The sequence below is a fragment of the Devosia sp. genome, from assembly GCF_028290625.1.
Taxonomy (GTDB): domain Bacteria; phylum Pseudomonadota; class Alphaproteobacteria; order Rhizobiales; family Devosiaceae; genus Devosia.
Genome location: NZ_JAQGJM010000032.1, coordinates 12,580 through 33,097, shown reverse-complemented (window position 1 = coordinate 33,097; position 20,518 = coordinate 12,580). Strand labels below are relative to the sequence as shown.

Sequence of the window (20,518 nt, the reverse complement as noted above, 5' to 3'; positions counted from 1 at the left end):
ACAGCGCTCCGGGGTAAAAGAAGCAAGGTCAGGAACAAAGGCAAGACAATGCAAACAAAGTTTCTCGCAATAGCGGCCGCCGCCGCACTCACCTTCGGCGTAACCGCGGCTCATGCCGATACTCTGTCCGACGTGAAGGCCAAGGGTTATGTGCAGTGCGGCGTGACCGGCGGTGTTGCTGGTTTCTCGGCGCCAGATGCCAACAACGAATGGGCGGGCCTCGAAGTCGACTTCTGCAAGGCCGTCGCCGCCGCGATTTTCAATGATGCCACGAAGGTTCGCTACACCCCGCTGACCTCGCAGGAACGCTTCACCGCGTTGTCCGCCGGTGAAATCGACATCCTGTCGCGCACCACGACCTGGACCATGAGCCGCGATACGCAGCTTGGCATCAAGTTCATCGGCACCATGTACTATGACGGCCAGGGCTTCATGGTCCGTAAGTCCGACAATATCAAATCCGCATTGGACCTGTCGGGCGCCGCCATCTGCATCGAATCGGGCACCACGACCGAGCTGAACGCCGCCGACTATTTCGCGACCAACAAGCTGGAATTCAACACCGTCGTGTTCGTTGACCAGGACGAAGTCGTGAAGGCCTACGAAGACGGCCGTTGCGACGTCTACACCACCGACGCTTCGGCGCTGGCTGCCGAACGCTCCAAGTTCGCCGTTCCCGACGACCACATCATCCTGCCCGAGATCATCTCTAAGGAACCCCTTGGCCCGGTCGTTCGCCAGGGCGACGACACCTGGTTCAACATCAATCGCTGGACCTATTTCGCCCTGCTGCAGGCCGAAGAACTCGGCGTGACCCAGGCCAATGTCGACGAGATGCTCGGTTCAGACAACCCGGAAATCAAGCGCCTGCTCGGCGTTGAAGGCGACTTTGGCACCCCGCTCGGCCTGACCAAGGATTGGGCTTACCAGATCGTCAAGCTCATCGGTAACTACGGCGAATCTTTCAACCGCAACGTTGGTCCCGATACCCCGATCGGGCTTGCACGCGGCCTGAACGCCCTGTGGAAAGACGGCGGCCTCCAGTACGCTGCGCCGATCCGCTAAGGCTTTTGACGCCCGGCGCCATTGATTTGGTGCCGGGCTTCTCTCTTAGCGGGCACGGCCAGCCATCACTGGCTTGAATTCAGGTGCAAGGGGACCGGCGTACCTATGGCAATGCTTGAGTCTGCGGGGCAACAGCCACCGCGAACAGCTTTCTACAATGACCCCGTTGTCCGGGGCATCATGTACCAGGTCGTTGTCGGCGTATTGCTGGTCACGTTCGTTACCTGGATCGTCCACAACACTTCGATCAATCTGGCCGCTCAAGGCAAGACCACGGGCTTCGACTTCCTGGGCAAGACCGCGGGTTTCCCCATCGGTTTCTCGCTGTTCGAATTCACCCGCGAGTCGACCTACTGGCAGGCCTTCCTGGTGGGCATCACCAACACGCTGTTGGTGGCCGTTATCGCCATTTTCTTTTCGACGATCATCGGGTTCACCCTTGGTATCGCCCGGCTGTCCTCAAATTTTCTGATCTCGCGGCTTGCCACCATCTATGTCGAGACCATCCGCAATATCCCGCTGCTGCTGCAATTGTTCTTCTGGTATTTCGCCGTGCTCAAGGCAATGCCGGCGGTAAAGGACTCTTTCGCGCTGCCGCTCGACATGTTCATCAACCAGCGCGGCCTGTTCGTTCCAAGGCCGCAACCCGACGCGCAGTTTAGTTGGATCTACGTCGCCATCCTGCTTGGCCTGGTCGGTGCATTCCTGATCCAGCGTTGGGCCAAGCGCCGGCTTGAGGCGACGGGCAAGCGTTTTCCGGTGTTCCTGTCCTCGGCAGCACTGATGCTTGTACTGGTTCTCGTCGTCTGGTTTGCTAGTGGCGCCGCTGTCACCTTCGACCCGCCGGTTCTCAACCGCTTCAATTTCAAGGGCGGGCTGGAACTGCCACCCGAATTCGTGGCGCTGGCCTGGGGGCTAAGCATCTATACGGCCTCCTTCATCGCCGAAACCGTGCGTGCCGGCATCCTGGCGGTTAATCACGGCCAAACCGAAGCCGCGCAATCGCTCGGGCTCAAGGACAGCGACCGGCTGCGTCTGGTGGTCATTCCCCAGGCCATGCGCGTCATCATTCCGCCGCTGACCAGCCAGTATCTCAACCTGACCAAGAACTCATCGCTCGGCGCCGCCATCGGTTATTCCGAAGTGGTGAACGTGTTTGCCGGCACCGCGCTAGGCCAGAGCGGCCGCGCCATCGAAGTCATCGCCATGACCATGGCGTTCTATCTGACGATCTCGCTGCTCACCTCGGCGATCATGAACTGGTACAACGCCCGCGTGGCGCTGGTCGAACGATAGGAGCGCGCAATTGACCGATATTTCCTTCGTTCGCAGTGAAATGACCGGCGCCTCGCCGGCCCCCAATCCCACTTCTGGCCCCATCGTCTGGGTGCGCAAGAACCTCTTCGCCACGCCGAGCGATACTCTACTGACGCTGCTTGGCCTGGCCTTCCTCGCCTGGATCGTCCCGCCGCTTTATGGTTTCCTGATCGGGCGAGCCGTGCCACCCGGCGGCACTGTCGAACAGTGCCGCGTCGAGAACGTCGGCGCCTGCTGGGCCTATATCGCCAGCGAGCTCGATTTCTTCGTCTATGGCTTCTATCCGGCCGTCGAATACTGGCGCGTCAATATCGTCTTCGCCATGCTGGCGCTGCTGATCATTCCCTTGGCCATGCCAAAGGCACCATACAAGCGGCTCAATGCCATCCTGTTCATCATCGTGTTCCCGATCGCCAGCGTCATCCTGCTGAGCGGCGGGATATTCGGCCTGCGCTACGTTCCCACGGAGCAATGGGGCGGGCTAATGGTGACGTTGATCATCTCGGTGGTGGGCATCTGCCTGTCTCTGCCGCTCGGCATCATACTGGCGCTTGGCCGGCAATCCAGCATGCCGATCATCAAGTCGATTTGCGTCGCCTTCATCGAATTGATCCGCGCCGTGCCACTGATCACCATTCTGTTCATGGCATCGATCATGCTGCCACTGTTTATGCCAGCCGGCGTGACGGTGGATAAGTTCTTGCGCGCTCTGGTCGGCGTGACGCTGTTCTCGTCCGCCTATATGGCCGAAGTGGTTCGCGGCGGCATGCAGGCCATCGGTCGCGGCCAATACGAAGCGGCCGCGGCGCTGGGCCTCAGCTACTGGAAACGGATGGGTTTTATCATCCTGCCCCAGGCGCTGAAACACGTCATTCCCGGCATCGTCAACAGCTTCATCGCCCTCTTCAAGGACACGTCCCTCGTCTACATCGTGGGTATGAAAGACCTGCTCGAGGCGGTGAAGACCAAGAACGACGCCATCGAATGGGCTTCCCCGACCCAGGCCATCACCGGCTACATTTTCGCCGCCGCGGTGTTCTGGATGTTCTGTTTTTCAATGTCGCGCTACTCGCAGTTCATGGAACGGCGACTGAATACCGGCCACAAGAGGTAAGCCATGACCACCGCAACCGAAGCTGCCGGGCAGCCCGTCACCCGCTCCAAGATGCAGATCTCCAAGACCGACGTGGCGATCGACGTTATCGGCATGAACAAGTGGTATGCCGATTTCCACGTGCTGCGCGATATCGACCTCAAGGTCATGCGCGGCGAGCGTATCGTCATCGCCGGCCCCTCGGGGTCCGGCAAGTCGACGCTGATCCGCTGCATCAACCGACTGGAGGAACACCAGCAGGGCCAGATCATCGTCAACGGCACCGAGCTGACCAACGACCTCAAGCGCATCGACGAAGTGCGCCGGGAAGTGGGCATGGTGTTCCAACACTTCAATCTGTTCCCGCATTTGACCATCCTGCAGAACCTGACGCTGGCCCCGATCTGGGTGCGCGGCATTCCCAAGGCCGAGGCCGAGGCGACCGCCATGCACTATCTCAACCGGGTCAAGATTCCCGAGCAGGCGCACAAATTCCCAGGCCAGCTGTCTGGCGGCCAGCAGCAGCGCGTCGCCATCGCGCGTTCGCTCTGCATGCAGCCCAAGATCATGCTGTTCGATGAGCCGACCTCGGCGCTCGATCCAGAAATGGTCAAGGAAGTGTTGGAGGTGATGATCTCGCTGGCCGAAGAAGGCATGACCATGATCTGCGTGACCCACGAAATGGGCTTCGCTCGCCAGGTCGCCAATCGGGTCATCTTCATGGACCAGGGCCAGATCATCGAGCAGAACGAACCCGAGGCCTTCTTCTCCAATCCGCAACATGAGCGCACCAAGCTGTTCCTGAGCCAGATCCTGCACTGACCGGCTCCACGAAAAGCTGGGGCAACCTGCTTGTTGGCTTGACCACGTCGGGCCGGGGGCGGATATGCTGCGCGCCATGATAGGGCAGGGCAGGTTTGGGCTGGATATGAGGCAAGGGTGGCGGGTCATGCTCGCCGCCCTGCTGCTTGCTGTTCTGGTCCTGCCGGCCTGGGCGCAGACGCTCGATGTGCCGTCTCCCAAAATCTCGACGCTGCAGGCGGTCCGCGACCGCGGCTTTCTGATCTGCGGCGCCACCAATCCGCTGCCCGGATTCGCCCAGCAGGATGCCGACGGCAAATGGTCCGGTTTCGACGTCGATCTGTGCCGTGGCATCGCCGCCGCCGTGTTCGGCGATCCCGACAAGATCGAGTTCCGGTCCTTGCGCGGCGAGGCGCGCTTCGCCTGGTTGCAGACTGGCGCCGTCGATGTGCTGACCCGCAACGGCGCCTGGAGCCAGCAGCGCGACACACTCTACGGCGCCAATTTCGTGGCGCCCACCTTCTTCGACGGCCAGGCATTCATGGTGCCTCAATCGCTCGGCATCGTCTCTGCCTATGAGCTCGATAATGTCAGCGTCTGCGTCATCGACGGCGGCGACGAACTCGACCGCATGGAGGAGTTCTTTTTCACCAACCAGGCCACCTATTCGGAGGTGGTCTATGAGGACGCGGCCGATCTCGCCATCGCCTATCGCGCCGGGCTGTGCCAGGCGGTGTCAGCCACCGGCCGCCAGCTCCAGGCTATCCGCCGGGGCCTGCCTGAACCCGCGACCAATCGCATCCTGCCTGAGCATATTTCCAAGGAACTGCTCGGCCCGGTGGTGCGCACTGGCGATGACCAGTGGTTCGAGATTGTGCGTTGGACCATCTATACCCTGATCAATGCTGAGGAACTTGGCGTTACCTCACTGAATATAGACTCGCTCGCTGCAACGAGGACAACTGGAGTAAGGCGACTGCTTGGCCTTGATGGCGATTTCGGCACCGCGCTCGGGCTGTCGCCCAAGTTCATGAGCAATGTCGTCCGCGCTATCGGCAATTATTCCGAACTCTATGACCGCCATTTCGGCCCGCAGACTGGGGCGGCCCTGCTGCGGGGCCAGAATGCGCTGTGGAGCAATGGCGGACTGCTCTACGCTCCGCCCATAAATTAGAGACCGATCGCCATTCAGCTGATGCTGGCCTGCAAATTCCAGTCTTCTGCGCTTCCGGTCCTCACGTACCGAAACGTACGCTCCGGTCCGGTTCTCGAAGACCGCCATTTTCGGCTCAGCATGAGCTGAATCTCAATCGGTCCCCCAGCGGAATCTAATCGGCAAACAACAGGCTTACGCGTCTGTTCTGCTTGCCTTTATTCTCAATCTTGCCAATCGAAAGAGCGCCGATTTCGCGCGTATTGCGCACGTGGGTGCCACCGCAGGGCTGCAGGTCGATCGAGCCGATGCGCACCAGCCGAACCCGGCCCTGGCCCATCGGCGGCTTGACGTTCATGGTCTTGATCAGATCCGGATTGGCCGCCATTTCGGCGTCGGTAATCCATTCCGTTGTGACCTCGTGCCCGTCGGTGACCATGGCGTTGAGCTGGGCCTCGAGTGCGGCGAGGTTCTCGGGTGCCTCCGGCATGTTGAAATCGAGGCGACCCTTGTCCTCGCCGATCGAGCCGCCGGTTACGGCGAAGGGCAGCACCACGGAGAGCAGATGCAGCGCCGTGTGCATCCGCATCAGCTTGTAGCGCCGATCCCAGTCGATTCGGGCGGTGACGGTGTCGCCGAGCGCGGGCAGGGGCGAGCCTTCGGCCGGCACATGCACGATGGCAGTCTTGTCGCCGTCCGGATGGATCGCCGTGGCAATGACCATCGTCGATCCGTCTGCCAACAACAAACTGCCGCTATCGCCCGGCTGCCCACCCGAAGCGGCGTAGAAATTGGTGCGGTCGAGCACGATGCCACCGGCCTCGGTCAGGCCGATCACCGTGGCCGGTGTCTCCTGCTGATAGCTGTCGTCGCGAAACAGAAATTGCGTCATATCCAAGGGTCTTTCAGAGCACTGGCGATAGAAGTCGCGCCGCCTGGGTGGCGAAGCGCATATGCATCGGTCGGGTTTTGACTTCGTAGAGATCGACCTGCCGGCAACTCTTGAAGTCATCGAGCAGCATGGCCTCGACCCCATTGATGGTCTTGGGATCGGTGAACCAGAGGGTTATCTCGAAATTGATGGCGAAGGATCGGTTGTCGAAATTGGCGCTGCCGACGCTGGTGATGCGATCGTCCATCAACACCACTTTCTGGTGCAGGAAGCCGGTGGTGTAGCGATAAATCGAGATGCCGTGCTCCACCATCGCGTCGGCGTGGGCGATGCTCGCAAGCCAGACGATCTTGTGGTCGGGTTCCTCTGGCAGCATGATCCGCACGTCGACACCACGCAGCTGCGCCGCGTAAAGCGCGGTGCGCACATCGGTGTCGGGCACGAAATAAGGGCTGACGATCCATAGCCGCTCGCGCGCCTGCGAGATCGCGTCGGTGAAGGCGATGGCGCATTCTTCGAGCTTGTCGGCGGGCCCGCTGCCCATCACCAGCACCGACTGATCGCCGGGCGTGGGCACCAGAGCGGGCGGCGTCGAGGATAGTAATTCGCCTGTGGCCCAGGCCCAGTCTTCGCGGAACAGCAGCGCGCAGCCCAGCGTCGCCGGCCCCGCCACGCGAACATGGGTATCGCGCCAATGCCCGAACTTCTTGTTTTCGCCGAGATATTCGACGCCGACATTGTGCCCGCCGACCCAGGCGACCTCGCCATCGACCACCACGATCTTGCGGTGATTGCGATAATTGATCCGCGTCGGGCCGTAAAAGCGCATGAATTTGTGGCGCTGGTTGAACCCGGCAACCTTGATCCCGACCGCGCGCAACCTGGTGCGGAAGCGCTTGGGCATGCCCGTGCTGCCGACATCGTCGTAGAGCAGGTAGACTTTAACACCGGCATTGGCGCGCTCGATCAGCCGTTCGGCCAATTCCTCGCCCAGCCGGTCGTCACGCACGATGTAGAACTGCACGAAGAGGTAGGTCTTGGCCTTGCTGATGCCCTCGAAAATCGAGTCGAAGGTGGCCTTGCCATCGATCAGCAGTTCGACCTCGTTGCCGCTCAGGAACGGCACCTCGGAGACCTTGGTTTGCACGGGCCAGAGCGCACCGGTCTCAGAATCGATCAGCGCCAGGTCTTTGGCCCGCAGCGGCCGCGCCGAGCGGCCGTTGCGTATCCGGTCAGTAGCGTAGTCGTCAAAGGCCTTCCAGCCGAAGATCAAATACAGAAATGCCGTGGGAAAGGGCAATAGGCCCAGCGATAGAAGCCAGGCAATCGAGCCCTGCGAGGTGCGCGAATTCATAATCTCGCGTACGGCGCAGACAAAGGCCAGCAGGTAAACTGCCCCGGTAATGGCGGCGACGATGTGCAGATCCCGGACGATCATGCCCAGAACGTATTCTATGCCAACCACGGAGCGCTCATCCAGTTTCGTTGCGCGGCACTGTAGCAGCGATGCGGGCAGGGGCAATGGCTACGTCCGCTGGACCGATTGGTCCGCGGTTGAGAAAGACTGCGGCATGCGGCGAGACGTGCCTCATGGGTTTTGTAGATAAGCGAGACAGCGTCTCGCCGCATGCGATGGGGTTTCTGGCCGCTCGAACGTGGCCATCCCTTGAGTGAGATGACGAACGTCGCGCTGGCCCAGGGATCGCGCGACCGCATTCCCCTCCCACCAAACTCCCCACGGCCGTTCGTCGCGAACCCGCAGCCATTGTGGAGATATCGGGGGGGATTATGCGGGAGGAATTTGGGGTGGGGATTAGTTGGATAGATCGTGCCACGCCCTCGTGGTTCGAGGCTCGCAAAGGGCTCGCACCTCACCATGAGGGCTACTGATGGAATTGCGGCATTCCATCGGTATCGCTGTCTCAATAGATCTCTTTGCCCCAGTAGTCCTCATGGTGAGGTGGGAGCGCAGCGATCCTCGAACCACGAGGACGTGGCAGGATGGGTGGCTTTCGCGGTGACCTTGCGGCAGGGGTGATATCTCAGGATGGGCCCCGGCCTGCGCCGGGGTGACACCGAGTTTGGGGTGGCATGGTGCCCATAGGTGAGACAGTAGACCCGCCTTACGCCGGCTCCACCACTGCCGAGATATCGATGGGCGTGCGGCCTTCCAGCCATGTCGGCACCGGCAGGCCCTTGTCGCGCAGGAAGGCGGGGTTGAACAGCTTGGATTGGTAGCGGTTGCCGTAATCGCAGAGGATGGTGACGATGGTCTTGCCTGGCCCGAGATCGTTGGCGAGCCGCACCGCTCCAGCGATGTTGATGGCGCTGGAGCCGCCCAGGCAGAGGCCCTCATGTTCGAGCAGGTCGAAGACGTAGGGCAGGGCTTCGGCGTCGGAAATCTGGTAGGGGCGATCGATCTTGAGGCCCTTGAGGTTTTCGGTGATGCGGCCCTGGCCGATGCCTTCGGTGATCGAATTGCCCGAGGATTTGAGTTCACCCGTGGTGTAATAGCTGTAGAGCGCGGCGCCTTCAGGATCGGCGAGGCCGATCTGCACGTCCGAATTGCGCGATCGCAACGCTTCGGCGACACCGGCCAGCGTGCCGCCCGAACCGACCGAGCAGATGAAGCCATCGATCCGGCCACCGGTCTGCTGCCAGATTTCGGGGCCCGTGGTTTCCACATGCGCGCGCTTGTTGGAAACATTGTCGAACTGGTTGGCCCAGACCGCGCCGTTCGGCAGCTCCTTGTTGAGCTTTTCGGCCAGGCGCTGGGAAATCTTGATGTAGTTGTTGGGGTCCTTGTAGGGCTTGGCGGGAACCTCGATCAGCTCAGCGCCGTAAAGCCGCAGCGCGTCCTTTTTTTCCTGACTCTGGGTCTCGGGAATGACGATCACCGATTTGAAGCCCAGCGAATTGGCGACCAGGGTCAGCCCGATGCCGGTATTGCCCGCCGTGCCCTCCACAATGGTGCCGCCGGGCCTGAGCGCACCGCTCTTGACGGCATCATGGATGATGAACAAAGCCGCGCGGTCCTTGACCGACTGGCCCGGATTGAGGAACTCCGCCTTGCCCCAGATATCGCAGCCGGTCAGCGTCGAGACGCGATTGAGACGAATGAGCGGCGTGTTACCGATTGCCGAGATGAGGTCTTGGTGCTTGGCCATGATATCTTCGTAGCTGGAGGAACCCAATTGGTAGGCGTGCACCAACGCGCCCACAAGGAATAAGTGCCGGTCCCAGCACGGCTTTTCCCGACCACGCGGTTTTGCGCAAGTCCCGCCGCGATTGAGCGCCGCCCCCGCAACGCTATTCCATCAGTTCGGCAAGCTGCTCCAGCGCGGCATTCCAGGCCTCGATCGAAAAGATGCGCGATTCAGGATCGGCATGAGCAAGGCCCCGCTCGATGATGGTGACGCTGGTGCGCCCGTTCGAGACTTCCTTGAACAGGATATCGAGCACGAAGATCAGCTCTTCGTTGGTCTCTTCGTCCTTGTGCACCCAGCTCATCACCAGGCGCTGGTTTTCCACGAAGGTCAGGAATTCGCCGGAAACGATGTGCTCGCCGGGGTCCTCGTCGTCACCCTCGGTGACGAACTTGTATTCGCCGCCCTCGAACGGGTCGACCTCGGCATAATCGGCCTGCCACTGCTCGATCAGCGCCGGATCGGTCCAGGCCGCGAACACGTCCTCGATATCGGCGTCGATGGTCCGCGTCAGCGTGATCTGGCTTTCGCCATCGGTGTCCACACCATTACCATTACTCATGCCGGCTGTACCTTCAGAGTTGCGGGCCTGTCGGTCTTGGGCAGCAGGACGGTCAAGAAGCCCAGGAACGGTAGGAACGCGCAGAGATTGAAAACGGAAATAATACCGAAGTGGTCGGCCAGCGCGCCCAGCACCGCAGCCCCAATGGCGCCGATGCCGAAAGCAAAGCCGAACACAAAGCCCGCCACCATGCCGACTTTGCCCGGAATGAGTTCCTGCGCATAGACCACGATGGCAGAAAATGCCGAGGACAGCACCAGGCCCACCAGTACGCTGGCGACAGCGGTCCAGGTCAGGTCCAGATGCGGCAGCACCAGGGTGAAGGGCAATGCGCCCACGATGGAGCACCAGATCACCGTCAGCCGCCCGAACCGGTCGCCCACCGGACCGCCGATAAAGGTGCCCGCCGCAACGGCGCCGAGAAACAGGAACAGATAGAGCTGAGCCTGTTGCGCCGTCAGGTCGAACTTCTCGATCAGGAAGAAGCTGTAATAGCTCGTGATCGAGGAAATATAGACGTATTTGGACAGCAGAAGCGCCCCGATGACGGCGAAGGCGCCGATCAGACGGGGCCGTGAAATCAATTGCCGAGCGGCCTTGGCGACTGGCCGGCCCGAATGCGCCCGCATATGGGCGGCGTACCAGCGACCGACCGTGGCCAGGATGATCAGGGCCGCTATCGCCACCAGGGCGAACCAGCCGACGCTGCTCTGCCCGCGCGGCAGGATCAGGTAGGCGGCGGCCAGCGGTCCGATCGAAGTGCCCAGATTGCCTCCGACCTGGAACAGGGACTGGGCAAAGCCCAGCTTGCCGCCCGAGGCCAGCCGCGCCACGCGCGAGGCCTCAGGATGGAAGATCGCCGAGCCGACACCGCCGACCATGGCCGCGAGCACCAGCAACCAGAACGAATTGGCCGTGGCCAGCAGGGTCACGCCGACCAGCGCGAACACCATGGAAATCGCCAGCCAATACGGCTTTGGCTTCACGTCGCCATAAAGACCTACTGCCGGCTGCAGAATCGATGCCGTCATCTGCTGCGCCAGCGTCAGTAGGCCGATCTGCACATAGTTGAGGCCGTAGGTTTCCTTGAGCAGCGGATAGAGCGCCGGCAGCAGGAACTGCATCAGGTCATTGAGCAAATGCGATGCGCTGACCGCCAGGATGATGGCGACAGAGGTTTTTTGCACGGCCACAATTGGCGTGCTTTCGACGGCGTCCATTATCGATTCCGATGCCTAAAAATACCGGCGTGTCCTACTCCCGCTCCGGTGCGCTGGCAATGCCAAGGGCGGCAGATGCTGGCAAGATTGCAGGAGGGGAATGGGGTGGTGAGCCTTGCTCAACCAGGAGGACGAATGGCTCCGCGGGTAGGATTCGAACCTACGACCAATCGGTTAACAGCCGATTGCTCTACCACTGAGCTACCGCGGATCACATTCGTGCGCCGTCTTGCGACAGCGAGGTCCATGTAACGAACTTGTTTTGCTTTGCCAAGCCCTGATTGCGGACAGCCTGTGGGAATTGTCCCTTATGCCCCCCGGCAGGGCGCGCGCACGTTGGCCCAGCCGCACCAGATCGGCCAGCGTATTGAGGTTTTCGAACGGGTTGAACGCCGATAATGCCTGCCAATCCTGCGCCACGGCGTCGATTTCGCGGAGCAGGGCCTTGAGGCTTTTGGGAGCCGTACCGGCGCGCACGCGGGCGGGCAGGGTGGCGATGGCGGAGAGCCGCCAAAGCGCGTGGGGTGGATAAAACTCGTCGCCCCACTGCGCATAGACGGCAGCATGCGATTCGAGTGCGGCGGTCAGGACCGCGACGAAGTCGGTGGGCAGGAATGGCGTATCGACGGCGCTCGATACGATCAGCCCGTCGGCGACGCCGTGTTCCGCCAGCCAGTCGACGGCGGCCGCGAGGCCCGCAAGGGGGCCGCCGAGCGTGTCATTGAGATCAGGCACGCCCACGGCGTCTGGCGGCAACGCGAGTGTTCCATGCCCCGTGGCGACCAGCAGGGGTGGTGCGACGGGACCTAGGGCGGTCGCTACACGATCGATCAGCCGGCGTCCACCAACCTTGAGATCGGCCTTGCGCACGCCGCCGAGGCGCTGCCCCTGACCGCCGGCGATGATAAGCGCATAAGGCGGGCTCATTTGCCCATGGACTCGATGGGTTTTTTGACGCCGAAGCGCAGGATGAGCAGCAGCGCGATGCCGCCCACCAAGCCCCAGAACGGCGCGCCGACGCCCAGTATCAGAATGCCTGATGCCGTGGTGACGAAGGTCAGGATTGCCGGCAGGCGGGCTTCCTCCTGCACCAGCGCGCCGGTCAGTGCGGCGGCGAGGCTCGACAGCAGGGCCAGCCCCGCCACCGCCTGGATCAGGATCGGCGGCGCGGCGGCGATGAAGGCGGCGGCCAGGTTGGCGCCGGGCGCCAGCAGCAGATAGACCACGCCCGCGGCCATCGGCGCCGGCCAGCGCTTGGTGCGATCGGGATGGGCCTCGGGGCCAGCGCAAATGGCCGCGGTGATTGCCGCAAGGTTAATGCTGTGCCCGCCGAACAGCGCCGTCAGCGCGCTGCCGATGCCGGTCATGATAAACAGCGGCGCCGGCTTGAGCACGAAGCCATTGGCCTGCATCACCGCCAGCCCCGGCAGGTTCTGCGACGCCATGGTGACGATAAACATCGGCAGCCCGATCCGCACGATGGCATCGAGCGTGAACACCGGCATGACCGGCATTATGCTGGGCCAACTGCCATCCAGCGCGCCGGGCGCCAGATGTGTCGATAAGCCGAGGGCGATGCCCGTGACGACGACGGCGATCGGCACGGCATAGCGCCGTGCAAAGCGCAGGCCGATAGCCCAGGCGATCAATACCGGCAGCGCCAGCATCGGCACTTCGCCGACTGCCTTTATAGGCGCTAGGCACAGCGTCAGCAGCATGCCGGCCAGCATGGCATTGGCGATGGGTGCGGGAATGGCGGCCACCAGCCGCGCGAACGGCTTGATCAGCCCCGCTAGCACGATCAGCGCAGCCGTGAACAGGAACGCGCCCGCCACTGCCGGATAGCCGCCGGCCGGCTCGCCCACCGTCAGAAGGAACGCCACGCCGGGCGTGGTCCAGGCAAAGCTCACCGGCACTTTGGTGCGCCAGCTCACGGCGATATTGAGCAGGCCGATGGCGATGCACACGGAAAACAGCCCCGAGCCCGCCTGCTGTGGCGAAGCGCCCGCGGCGGTCAGCGCCGCCAATACCAGCGTAAAGGTGCTGGCATAGCCGACCACTGCCGCCAGCGCACCAGCCATGATCGGCTGGGCAAAATCGTTGCGGGCCATGGCCTGGCCTCTTGTTTTGGGTTCGCTCACGTCTCGCGCCTCATTTCGGGGTCGAGGCAACCTATGCAAACGCGCTCAATCGGTGAAGTGAAAATGCCGCTTCACGTCAGCTTCTTTCTTGACCTTGAACGCTGTGCCGACACCGCGCTGAGCGCAAGCGAAGCGGTGAACCCGGTCTGAACGGCACACTCAGCAGGCGGTCACCTGCGCCGTGGCTTTTTCTTGTACCGCCCGGCACTTGCGCCGGGCCGCGAAAATAGCCCTAGTCTCCCAGCACGCCGCGCAGTTCTTTCAGGTGCCATCTTGCCCGACAAAGTTGTCTTCTCATCGGATAGCCTGCCGCCGCACCTCAACGAACAGGCCAAGTTCAGCCTATGGCAGGACATCCACATGGCCGAGATCTGGTCGGTGGATTATTCGATTGCCGATGACATCCCCTTCAATGCCGAAATCGAAGCGCGGGCCGTCGGCGAGGTCAATCTGGGCCGAATGGCCGGCACCATAAAACACGCCTCGCGCAAAACTCAGCACATCAACGAGGACAATCGCGATGGCTATCTGCTGCTGATCAACAACGGCGCGTCCGCAATGGTGGGCTCCCAGATCGGACGCACCTACGCGATCGGCAGTGGCGAGGCGGCGCTGGTGTCGGCATCCGAGGCCTTTGAGATGACGGGCGACGAGAAGAATGTCTGGGGGAACATCGTCATTCCGCAAAAGGTCCTGGCCGGGGCCTTCGCCAACATCGATGACCTGTTGGCGATGCGGATCGGCGCGGATAACGAGGCCCTGCGGCTGCTGCGCAGCTATTGGACCATGCTGGAAGGCGACGGACTGACCTTCACGCCAGATCTCGGAGCCCACGCTGCCTCCACCATTGTCGATCTGGTCGGATTGGCGACCGGCGCCAAGGGCGAGGCCGCCGAGCTCGCAGGTTTTACGGGGCTGCGCGCCGCTCGCCTGGCGGCAATTCTCGACAAGATGCGCACCGGCTTCACAGATCCGCGCATCAGCGCCCAGACCGTCGCCAACGACCTGCGTCTTTCGCAGCGCTATGTCCACGATCTGCTGCAGGAAACTGGCGTCGGCTTCTCCGAGCGAATTCTGGAGCTGCGGCTGCTGCGCAGCCGTCAAATGCTCTCTGATCGGCGCAATGACGGGCTGCGTGTCGGCGAAATTGCGCTCCTGTGCGGCTTCGGCGACGTCTCCTATTTCAACCGCAGCTTCCGCCGCCGGTTTGGCGGCACGCCGGGATCCATGCGCTGACAAAAAAGCGGCCATTCGGCCGCTTTTGAGTTCGATCAGGTCACAAGGCGATTGGTCGATGGGCTAGAAATGATAGTTCAGGCCAATACGTGCGTCATGAGTATGGAAGGAGGCCCTTTCGGTGCCGCCCAACGCTGGCCCCGCTTCTTCAGAGCCGCCAAACTGGGAAAAGCGATACTCCGCCTTTGCCGAGATATTGTCGGTAATGGCATATTCCACGCCGGCGCCAACCGTCCAGCCGAGTTGCACATCCTGCAGGCCTTGCAGGATGACCGGGGCCCCCAAGCCAACATACTCAAAGTTGGTTTCTGCCAGCGCAACGCCGCCAGTTATGAATGGCATGAAGCGATCAACGGCAAAGCCGGCGCGAACCCGTAGCGAAGCCGTGGGGCTGAAAGTGCCCCGAATTGATGCATTCGCCGTAGTGCCGCCTAAGGCGTCGTACATCAGCGACGATCCCTCTGTCGACCCGGCGGCGATGTCCGCTTCAGCGCCAATCACAAATCCGTTGTCGAGTTGATAATTGAAGCCCAGGTCAATGCCGCCAAAAAACCCGTCAATTTCGGGATTGCCATAAAAGAGAGTCGCTCCGGTGGTCGGGTCGAGGACTTCGTAGTTCACATCGCCGGTATTGTAGCCGCCAAAGACGCCCGCGTAAAAGCCGTTCCAGTCGTAGACTTCTTGAGCTTGTGCATTTGTGCAGCTCAGTCCGGTGGCCATGCAAAGCACCACCATAAAACCTGATTTAAGCATCTCGGACCTCCAAAAAGATGATCCGCCCTAGCAGCCGAATGTTGGGCGGTCAATTTTGAAAACCCTGATTTTTCAAATATATATGCGATTTTTGAGAAGCATTTTCTATTGATGCTACGGGGGACAATTCTAGTGCATTCGACGACAATCCGGTCAGCGCGAGGGAGGGCGTGACAACAGGCCAATTGCTCGAATCTTGCTACGAGGGCCCTCGGGATTCGATGCTGTGCTCTCGGAGCGCCTGGTCATGATTGACACTCAGCTTGGGCGCATTTCTCAAAACTGCCTGAGGTCCGCCGAGCGGCCCGATCTGCCGGTCAGCGCCATCGCAACTCATGCGGGCGAGCCGCGTTTCACCGATAGGCCGCGACCGTTGCGACGCCGCCGCTTCCCACGCCGCCTTTGACGCTAACCTGGAGGCCAAAATGGCTGAAGTCACCGACGAGAAAATCCGCGAACTCGCCTACCAGCTTTGGGAACGGGATGGCTCCCCGGAGGGCAAGGATGACGATTACTGGCACGCCGCCAAGGAATTGCTAGCCGATGAAGGCGATGTCGCTGCCGCCGACGATCAGTCCATCCTTCCGCCGGTCGTGCCGCTCCCTGGCGCCGATCTGCGATAGTTCGGGCCAAACCAATCGGCGCTGCCCTGGGTGGCGCCGATCACTCCCCTGATCGGGCCGGATAACCTCAGACCGGCTCCGACTCTTTTTCTCGCGTCACCCATTTCTCGTTCAGCCATTCGCGTACCGTGATCGCGATCCGCTGCGAGCTGATCTCGATGATATTGTAGGCATTGGCCTCGCCGCGCAGACGCGTGGAGATGGTCGAGGACGCTTGCGCAATGAGGATGGGCGCGACCGCGGACTTCCGCAAACCGGTGGGTTCGCCCTCCTTGGTCGTTCCCTTGGCCTCGTGCTTGCGCACATAGGAGAGGTGGAAATGGCCGGATAGCACCAGCCGCACGCCCAGGCCCGCAAAGGTTTCCAGCGCTTCGTCGGCGCGTTTGACCCGCTTGGTCTTCTGCACCATCGGCTCGGTGGGAAACAGCAATGGGTGATGGGCGACGATCACCCGGATCGCATTGGGCGATGCTTGCGCGAACCGGTGTTCGAGGTGCTCCAACTGGTCGCGCGAAATCGTGCCATGGCCCCAGTTCCATTCGAGGCGCGCCCGCCGAGCCGTCCGCATGCCGACAAACACCACGCCATCCACTTCCAGCATTGGCTCGAGGTCTTTGGCGATGTATTTTCGGTAAAGGCCGTAGGGATTGAGAAACCGGCGCAGAATATTGACGGCCGGAACGTCATGATTGCCCGGCACGGCGAACACCGGCGCCTCCAGCGTATCGAGGAAGGCCCGGGCCTGGATGAATTCTTCCTTGCTGCCCACCTGAGTGAAATCGCCGCTCGCCACGATCAGGTCAGGCTTCTGGCTGGCAATGTCTGCGGCGAGGCTCTCTGCAGCCTTGGGATCGTGGTGACCAAAATGCAGGTCCGACACATGAATAAGCTTCATGGCGTGGCGCCCGCCATGTCGGGTGTCGCCGGCGTCCCGACGTCCACAGGCGTCAAAACCGATAGCGCCAGTGGCCTTATGCGGAAGACCAGCGGCGTTCTCATGGTCTCTACCTCGCCGTCGAACATCACCTTGAGCAGGGCCTTGTGGCTGCGGATGGTCGCCGCAGTGATGCTTTCCACCCGTAGCGCCTCGTCGTCGCGCCAGCGTCCCAACAGCATGCCGCCGGTCAGCCGCACGAAATCGGCGAAGGTGAAGTGCTTGAGAACATAGAGCGTCAGCGTTCCCCGATCGAGATTTTCGCGGTGAAAAAACTGACCGAAACCCTCGTTATAGGCATTGCTGGCGATCGCGATGGCCTGCACCCGCTCCGCCCTGGCGTTGCTCATATCGGTATCGATCACCACCGCTATGCGGCGCGAGCGTGCCAGTCGCCGGAAGAAGTAGCGCAACAGGCCCAGCTTGGCGGCCATAGTCTGGTTGCCCCGGATATGTTCGCGACCCGCTGCCACGCCGGGGATGAACCCGACCACTACCTTATGCAGAAACACCCGACCGTTGACTTCGCCGACATCGATGCTCTGCGGTGTCGCGGTCACCAAGCTGGCGACGGCGGCGGCAAGGTCGAGCGGAACCTTGAGGTCCTTGGCCAGGGCATTCACCGTGCCAAGCGGCAGGATGGCGAGGCTTTTTGGGCTATCGACAAGGGCGTCCGCCAGCGCCGTAATCGTGCCGTCTCCGCCCGCTGCAACGACGATATTAGCCTCGCTCGCGACGGCGCGGGCCACGCGGTCCGCCATCGGCTGGCTGGCATCCGCATCGATTTCCGCCTGCAGCCCGTTCGCCTCGAACATTTCCTGCAACCCGGCCTTGGTAACGCCGGTTGCGTTGGCCGTGCCCGCATTCGCATTGAGCACGACATGGTAGCGATGCTCGCCCATGACCCATTCCCGATTTGCATTATCAGGCACAACGGCGTGAACGTCGGTTTGGTTCAGCCCGCGTTATCGGCAGGCCGGGTTGCGCGGATCACTTGGCCGATGCGCTCGAAAGTCGGCGCGAACGGGCTGCCCTCGCGCCAGACCAGCGAGAGGCGGCGGCCGGCGCCCGGCATGGCCAGCGGATGGATGGAGATGCGCGGATCGGAGGCTTCCTTGCGCACGGCAATGCTGGGCAGCAGCGTAACGCCTTGGCCATTGGCGACGAACTCGACGATGGTCGATAGCGAAGTGGCAGCGAACGTGCGCCCGGCTGGATCGGCACCGAGGCGGCACGCGGCGATGGTCTGGTCGCGAAAACAGTGGCCCTCGTCTAGCAGCAGGATGCGTTCGGGCCGCAGTGAACTCAGCGACACCGGGTTGGCGGTGGTCTCATCGCGGCTGGTGGCCAGCACGAACGGATCGTCGAACAGCGCCACGCTGGCGAACTTGACGCCTTCGGTTGGTGCCGTGGTGCCGATCAGCGCGATATCGAGGCTCCCCTCGGTGAGCCCGGCCAGCAGGGCATCGGTGCGGTTTTCGCTGACGGCAAAGGCTAGATCGGGCAGGGCGTCGGCCAGCGCCGGAAATATCGCCGGCAGCAGATAGGGCGCGACGGTGGGAATGAGGCCGAAGCGGATGGCGCGCTGCGGGTCGCCCTTATGGCCGGCCATGAAGGCGATCAAGGCGTCGGCGCTGTCGAGTACGTCGCGAGCGCGCTCGATGAATTCGAGGCCGAACGGGGTTGGCAGCACGGCGCGGTTCAGCCGGTCGAACAATGGCGTGCCGCACTCGGCCTCGATCTGGGCAATCTGTTGGGAGAGGGCCGGCTGGCTGATATTGCAGGCCAGCGCGGCGCGGCCAAAGTGGCGCTCTTCAGCCACCGCCACGGCATAGCGCATCTGTTTGAGCGAAAGTGTCATGATAGGCTCACCTTATCATGCCAAGAGGATCAATCAATTTGCCTAATGGGGCCACTTGGCCCAAAACAGCGCCAGTTTAGAATTGTTACAGGGGAGACGACCATGTCCGACAAACCAGTCATGACCACCAGCGCCGGAGCGCCCGTTCCGGATAACCAGAATGTCGAGACCGCCGGCGCCCGCGGCCCCGTCCTGCTGCAGGATTATCAGCTGCTCGAAAAGCTGGCGCATCAGAATCGCGAGCGCATTCCCGAGCGTGTCGTGCATGCCAAGGGCTGGGGCGCGTTCGGCACCCTGACCATCACCAATGATATTTCAAAGTACACCATCGCCAAGGTGTTCGGCGAAGTGGGAAAAAAGACCGACCTGCTGATCCGGTTCTCCACCGTGGCCGGTGAAATGGGCGCGGCCGATGCCGAGCGCGACGTGCGCGGCTTCTCGTTCAAGTTCTATACCGAGCAAGGCAACTGGGATCTGGTTGGCAACAACACGCCGGTGTTCTTCGTGCGCGATCCGCTGAAGTTCCCCGACTTCATCCATACGCAGAAGCGCCATCCCAAGACCAACCTGCGCTCCAAGACCGCAATGTGGGATTTCTGGAGCCAGAGCCCCGAGTCGCTGCACCAGGTCACCACGCTGTTCTCCGATCGCGGCCTGCCGGTCGCGCCGATGTACATGAACGGCTATGGCAGCCACACCTATTCGTTCTGGAACGCCGAGGGCGAACGCTTCTGGGTGAAGTTCCACTTCAAGACGCTGCAGGGCCATCGTCACTATACCAATGGCGAAGCCGAGAAGATCATCGGCCAGAGCCGCGAGACCTATCAGGAAGAGCTGTTCGGCGGCATCGAGCGCGGCGAATTCCCGCGCTGGCGCATGGAAGTGCAGATCATGCCCGAGGCGGATGCGGACAAGACCCCGTACAACCCGTTCGACCTGACCAAGGTTTGGCCGCATGCCGATTATCCGCAGATCGAGGTCGGTATCGTCGAGCTGAACCGCAATGCGGATAACTACTTCGCCCAGATCGAGCAGGCCGCCTTCTCGCCGTCCAACAAGGTGCCGGGTATCGGCTATTCGCCCGACAAGATGTTGCAGGCGCGCGTGTTCTCCTATGCGGACGCGCATCGCTACCGGCTGGGCACGCATTACGAGTCGATCCCGGTCAACCAGCCGCATTCGCCGGTGCATCATTACCACCGCGATGGGCAGATGAACGTCTATGGCGGGATCAAGACCGGCAATCCGGATGCCTATTACGAGCCCAACAGCTTTGGCGGTCCGGTCGAGGACAAGTCGATCCAGGAGCCGCCGCTGCGGATCGTGGGCGATGCAGACCGCTACAACCACCGCGATGGCAATGACGATTATGGCCAGCCGCGCGCGCTGTGGAACCTGTTCGACGATGCGCAGAAGGGCCGGCTCTACGACAACCTCGCCGCTGCCATGGACGGCGTGCCGGACGAGATCATCGAGCGGCAGTTGGCGCATTTCGCGCTGATCGATCCGGCCTATTCGCTGGGTATCCGCGCGGCGCGGGCAAAACTGGCGGGCAAGCCAGCCGACACTATCTCGGCCGAAGAGGGTAGCGCGGCCGACGCCGCGGAATAATCCGCACCGAATATCCGGCGCCCGGCGGCAATATTCGCTGGGCGCACTAC

General features: G+C 61.9%; 19 protein-coding genes and 1 tRNA gene. 8 read left to right on the top strand and 12 right to left on the bottom strand.

The genetic code is table 11. The features are described 5' to 3' along the window. Positions 1–48: 48 nt before the first annotated feature. From JWR51_RS17570 to JWR51_RS17550, 5 genes are all read left to right on the top strand, one after another. Positions 49–1,065, top strand: coding sequence for an amino acid ABC transporter substrate-binding protein (locus JWR51_RS17570; protein WP_299750443.1), 1,017 nt, complete (start codon positions 49–51; stop codon positions 1,063–1,065). A 180-nt stretch (positions 1,066–1,245) separates the two neighbouring features. Continuing rightward, positions 1,246–2,361 carry an amino acid ABC transporter permease gene (locus tag JWR51_RS17565; protein WP_299750440.1) on the top strand — a complete coding sequence of 372 codons (1,116 nt, stop codon included), beginning with the start codon at positions 1,246–1,248 and terminating at the stop codon, positions 2,359–2,361. A gap of 40 nt (positions 2,362–2,401) precedes the next feature. Beyond that, the gene (locus JWR51_RS17560; RefSeq protein ID WP_299750467.1) at positions 2,402–3,496 is read left to right on the top strand and encodes an amino acid ABC transporter permease; all 1,095 of its coding nucleotides are present in this window, start codon (positions 2,402–2,404) and stop codon (positions 3,494–3,496) included. Positions 3,497–3,499: 3 nt separating this feature from the next. Then, on the top strand, positions 3,500–4,297 hold the full coding sequence (locus JWR51_RS17555) for an amino acid ABC transporter ATP-binding protein (RefSeq protein ID WP_299750437.1): 798 nt from the start codon (positions 3,500–3,502) through the stop codon (positions 4,295–4,297). Positions 4,298–4,424: 127 nt separating this feature from the next. Continuing rightward, positions 4,425–5,450: an amino acid ABC transporter substrate-binding protein gene (locus JWR51_RS17550; RefSeq protein WP_299750434.1), complete on the top strand. Its 1,026-nt coding sequence runs from the start codon at positions 4,425–4,427 to the stop codon at positions 5,448–5,450. Between the two features lie 154 nt (positions 5,451–5,604). Here JWR51_RS17550 and JWR51_RS17545 read toward each other — a convergent pair whose 3' ends face one another. From JWR51_RS17545 to JWR51_RS17510, 8 genes are all read right to left on the bottom strand, one after another. Continuing rightward, positions 5,605–6,321 (bottom strand): alanyl-tRNA editing protein, encoded by a 717-nt coding sequence (locus JWR51_RS17545; RefSeq protein WP_299750431.1) that lies wholly within the window; start codon positions 6,319–6,321, stop codon positions 5,605–5,607. Between the two features lie 13 nt (positions 6,322–6,334). Then, a complete protein-coding gene (cls, locus tag JWR51_RS17540) occupies positions 6,335–7,786 on the bottom strand; it encodes a cardiolipin synthase (protein ID WP_299750428.1) in 1,452 nt (483 codons plus the stop codon). Between the two features lie 658 nt (positions 7,787–8,444). After that, on the bottom strand, positions 8,445–9,488 hold the full coding sequence (locus tag JWR51_RS17535; RefSeq protein ID WP_299750425.1) for a cysteine synthase A: 1,044 nt from the start codon (positions 9,486–9,488) through the stop codon (positions 8,445–8,447). 142 nt (positions 9,489–9,630) lie between these two features. Then, positions 9,631–10,089 (bottom strand): SRPBCC domain-containing protein, encoded by a 459-nt coding sequence (locus tag JWR51_RS17530; RefSeq protein WP_299750422.1) that lies wholly within the window; start codon positions 10,087–10,089, stop codon positions 9,631–9,633. Continuing rightward, on the bottom strand, positions 10,086–11,309 hold the full coding sequence (locus JWR51_RS17525) for an MFS transporter (RefSeq protein ID WP_299750420.1): 1,224 nt from the start codon (positions 11,307–11,309) through the stop codon (positions 10,086–10,088). Before JWR51_RS17525 ends, JWR51_RS17530 begins: the two co-directional genes overlap by 4 nt. A 136-nt stretch (positions 11,310–11,445) precedes the next feature. After that, positions 11,446–11,520, bottom strand: a tRNA-Asn gene (locus JWR51_RS17520). After that, the gene (locus JWR51_RS17515; protein WP_299750417.1) at positions 11,511–12,236 is read right to left on the bottom strand and encodes a molybdenum cofactor guanylyltransferase; all 726 of its coding nucleotides are present in this window, start codon (positions 12,234–12,236) and stop codon (positions 11,511–11,513) included. The genes JWR51_RS17520 and JWR51_RS17515 overlap by 10 nt, the downstream gene beginning before the upstream one ends. Next, positions 12,233–13,420, bottom strand: coding sequence for a benzoate/H(+) symporter BenE family transporter (locus tag JWR51_RS17510; protein ID WP_299750414.1), 1,188 nt, complete (start codon positions 13,418–13,420; stop codon positions 12,233–12,235). The genes JWR51_RS17515 and JWR51_RS17510 overlap by 4 nt, the downstream gene beginning before the upstream one ends. Positions 13,421–13,723: 303 nt before the next feature. Here JWR51_RS17510 and JWR51_RS17505 point away from each other — a divergent pair, with 303 nt between their 5' ends. Next, the gene (locus tag JWR51_RS17505; protein WP_299750411.1) at positions 13,724–14,686 is read left to right on the top strand and encodes an AraC family transcriptional regulator; all 963 of its coding nucleotides are present in this window, start codon (positions 13,724–13,726) and stop codon (positions 14,684–14,686) included. 63 nt (positions 14,687–14,749) lie between these two features. On the opposite strand, the gene JWR51_RS17500 is transcribed toward JWR51_RS17505, so the two are convergent. Continuing rightward, positions 14,750–15,439: an outer membrane protein gene (locus tag JWR51_RS17500; RefSeq protein WP_299750408.1), complete on the bottom strand. Its 690-nt coding sequence runs from the start codon at positions 15,437–15,439 to the stop codon at positions 14,750–14,752. Between the two features lie 425 nt (positions 15,440–15,864). Here JWR51_RS17500 and JWR51_RS17495 point away from each other — a divergent pair, with 425 nt between their 5' ends. Further along, positions 15,865–16,062 carry a DUF2934 domain-containing protein gene (locus tag JWR51_RS17495; RefSeq protein ID WP_299750405.1) on the top strand — a complete coding sequence of 66 codons (198 nt, stop codon included), beginning with the start codon at positions 15,865–15,867 and terminating at the stop codon, positions 16,060–16,062. A 67-nt stretch (positions 16,063–16,129) separates the two neighbouring features. Here JWR51_RS17495 and JWR51_RS17490 read toward each other — a convergent pair whose 3' ends face one another. Genes JWR51_RS17490 through JWR51_RS17480 form a run of 3 tightly spaced genes read right to left on the bottom strand, consistent with a single transcriptional unit; the run spans position 16,130 to position 18,857 of the window. Next, a complete protein-coding gene (locus JWR51_RS17490) occupies positions 16,130–16,957 on the bottom strand; it encodes a metallophosphoesterase (RefSeq protein ID WP_299750403.1) in 828 nt (275 codons plus the stop codon). Continuing rightward, positions 16,954–17,898, bottom strand: a complete 945-nt coding sequence (locus JWR51_RS17485; protein ID WP_299750400.1) for a diacylglycerol kinase family protein — start codon at positions 17,896–17,898, stop codon at positions 16,954–16,956. Before JWR51_RS17485 ends, JWR51_RS17490 begins: the two co-directional genes overlap by 4 nt. Before the next feature lie 53 nt (positions 17,899–17,951). Further along, the gene (locus tag JWR51_RS17480; protein ID WP_299750397.1) at positions 17,952–18,857 is read right to left on the bottom strand and encodes a LysR substrate-binding domain-containing protein; all 906 of its coding nucleotides are present in this window, start codon (positions 18,855–18,857) and stop codon (positions 17,952–17,954) included. Between the two features lie 102 nt (positions 18,858–18,959). On the opposite strand from JWR51_RS17480, the gene JWR51_RS17475 reads away from it, so the two are divergent. Continuing rightward, positions 18,960–20,468, top strand: a complete 1,509-nt coding sequence (locus JWR51_RS17475; protein ID WP_299750394.1) for a catalase — start codon at positions 18,960–18,962, stop codon at positions 20,466–20,468. Positions 20,469–20,518 lie beyond the last annotated feature (50 nt).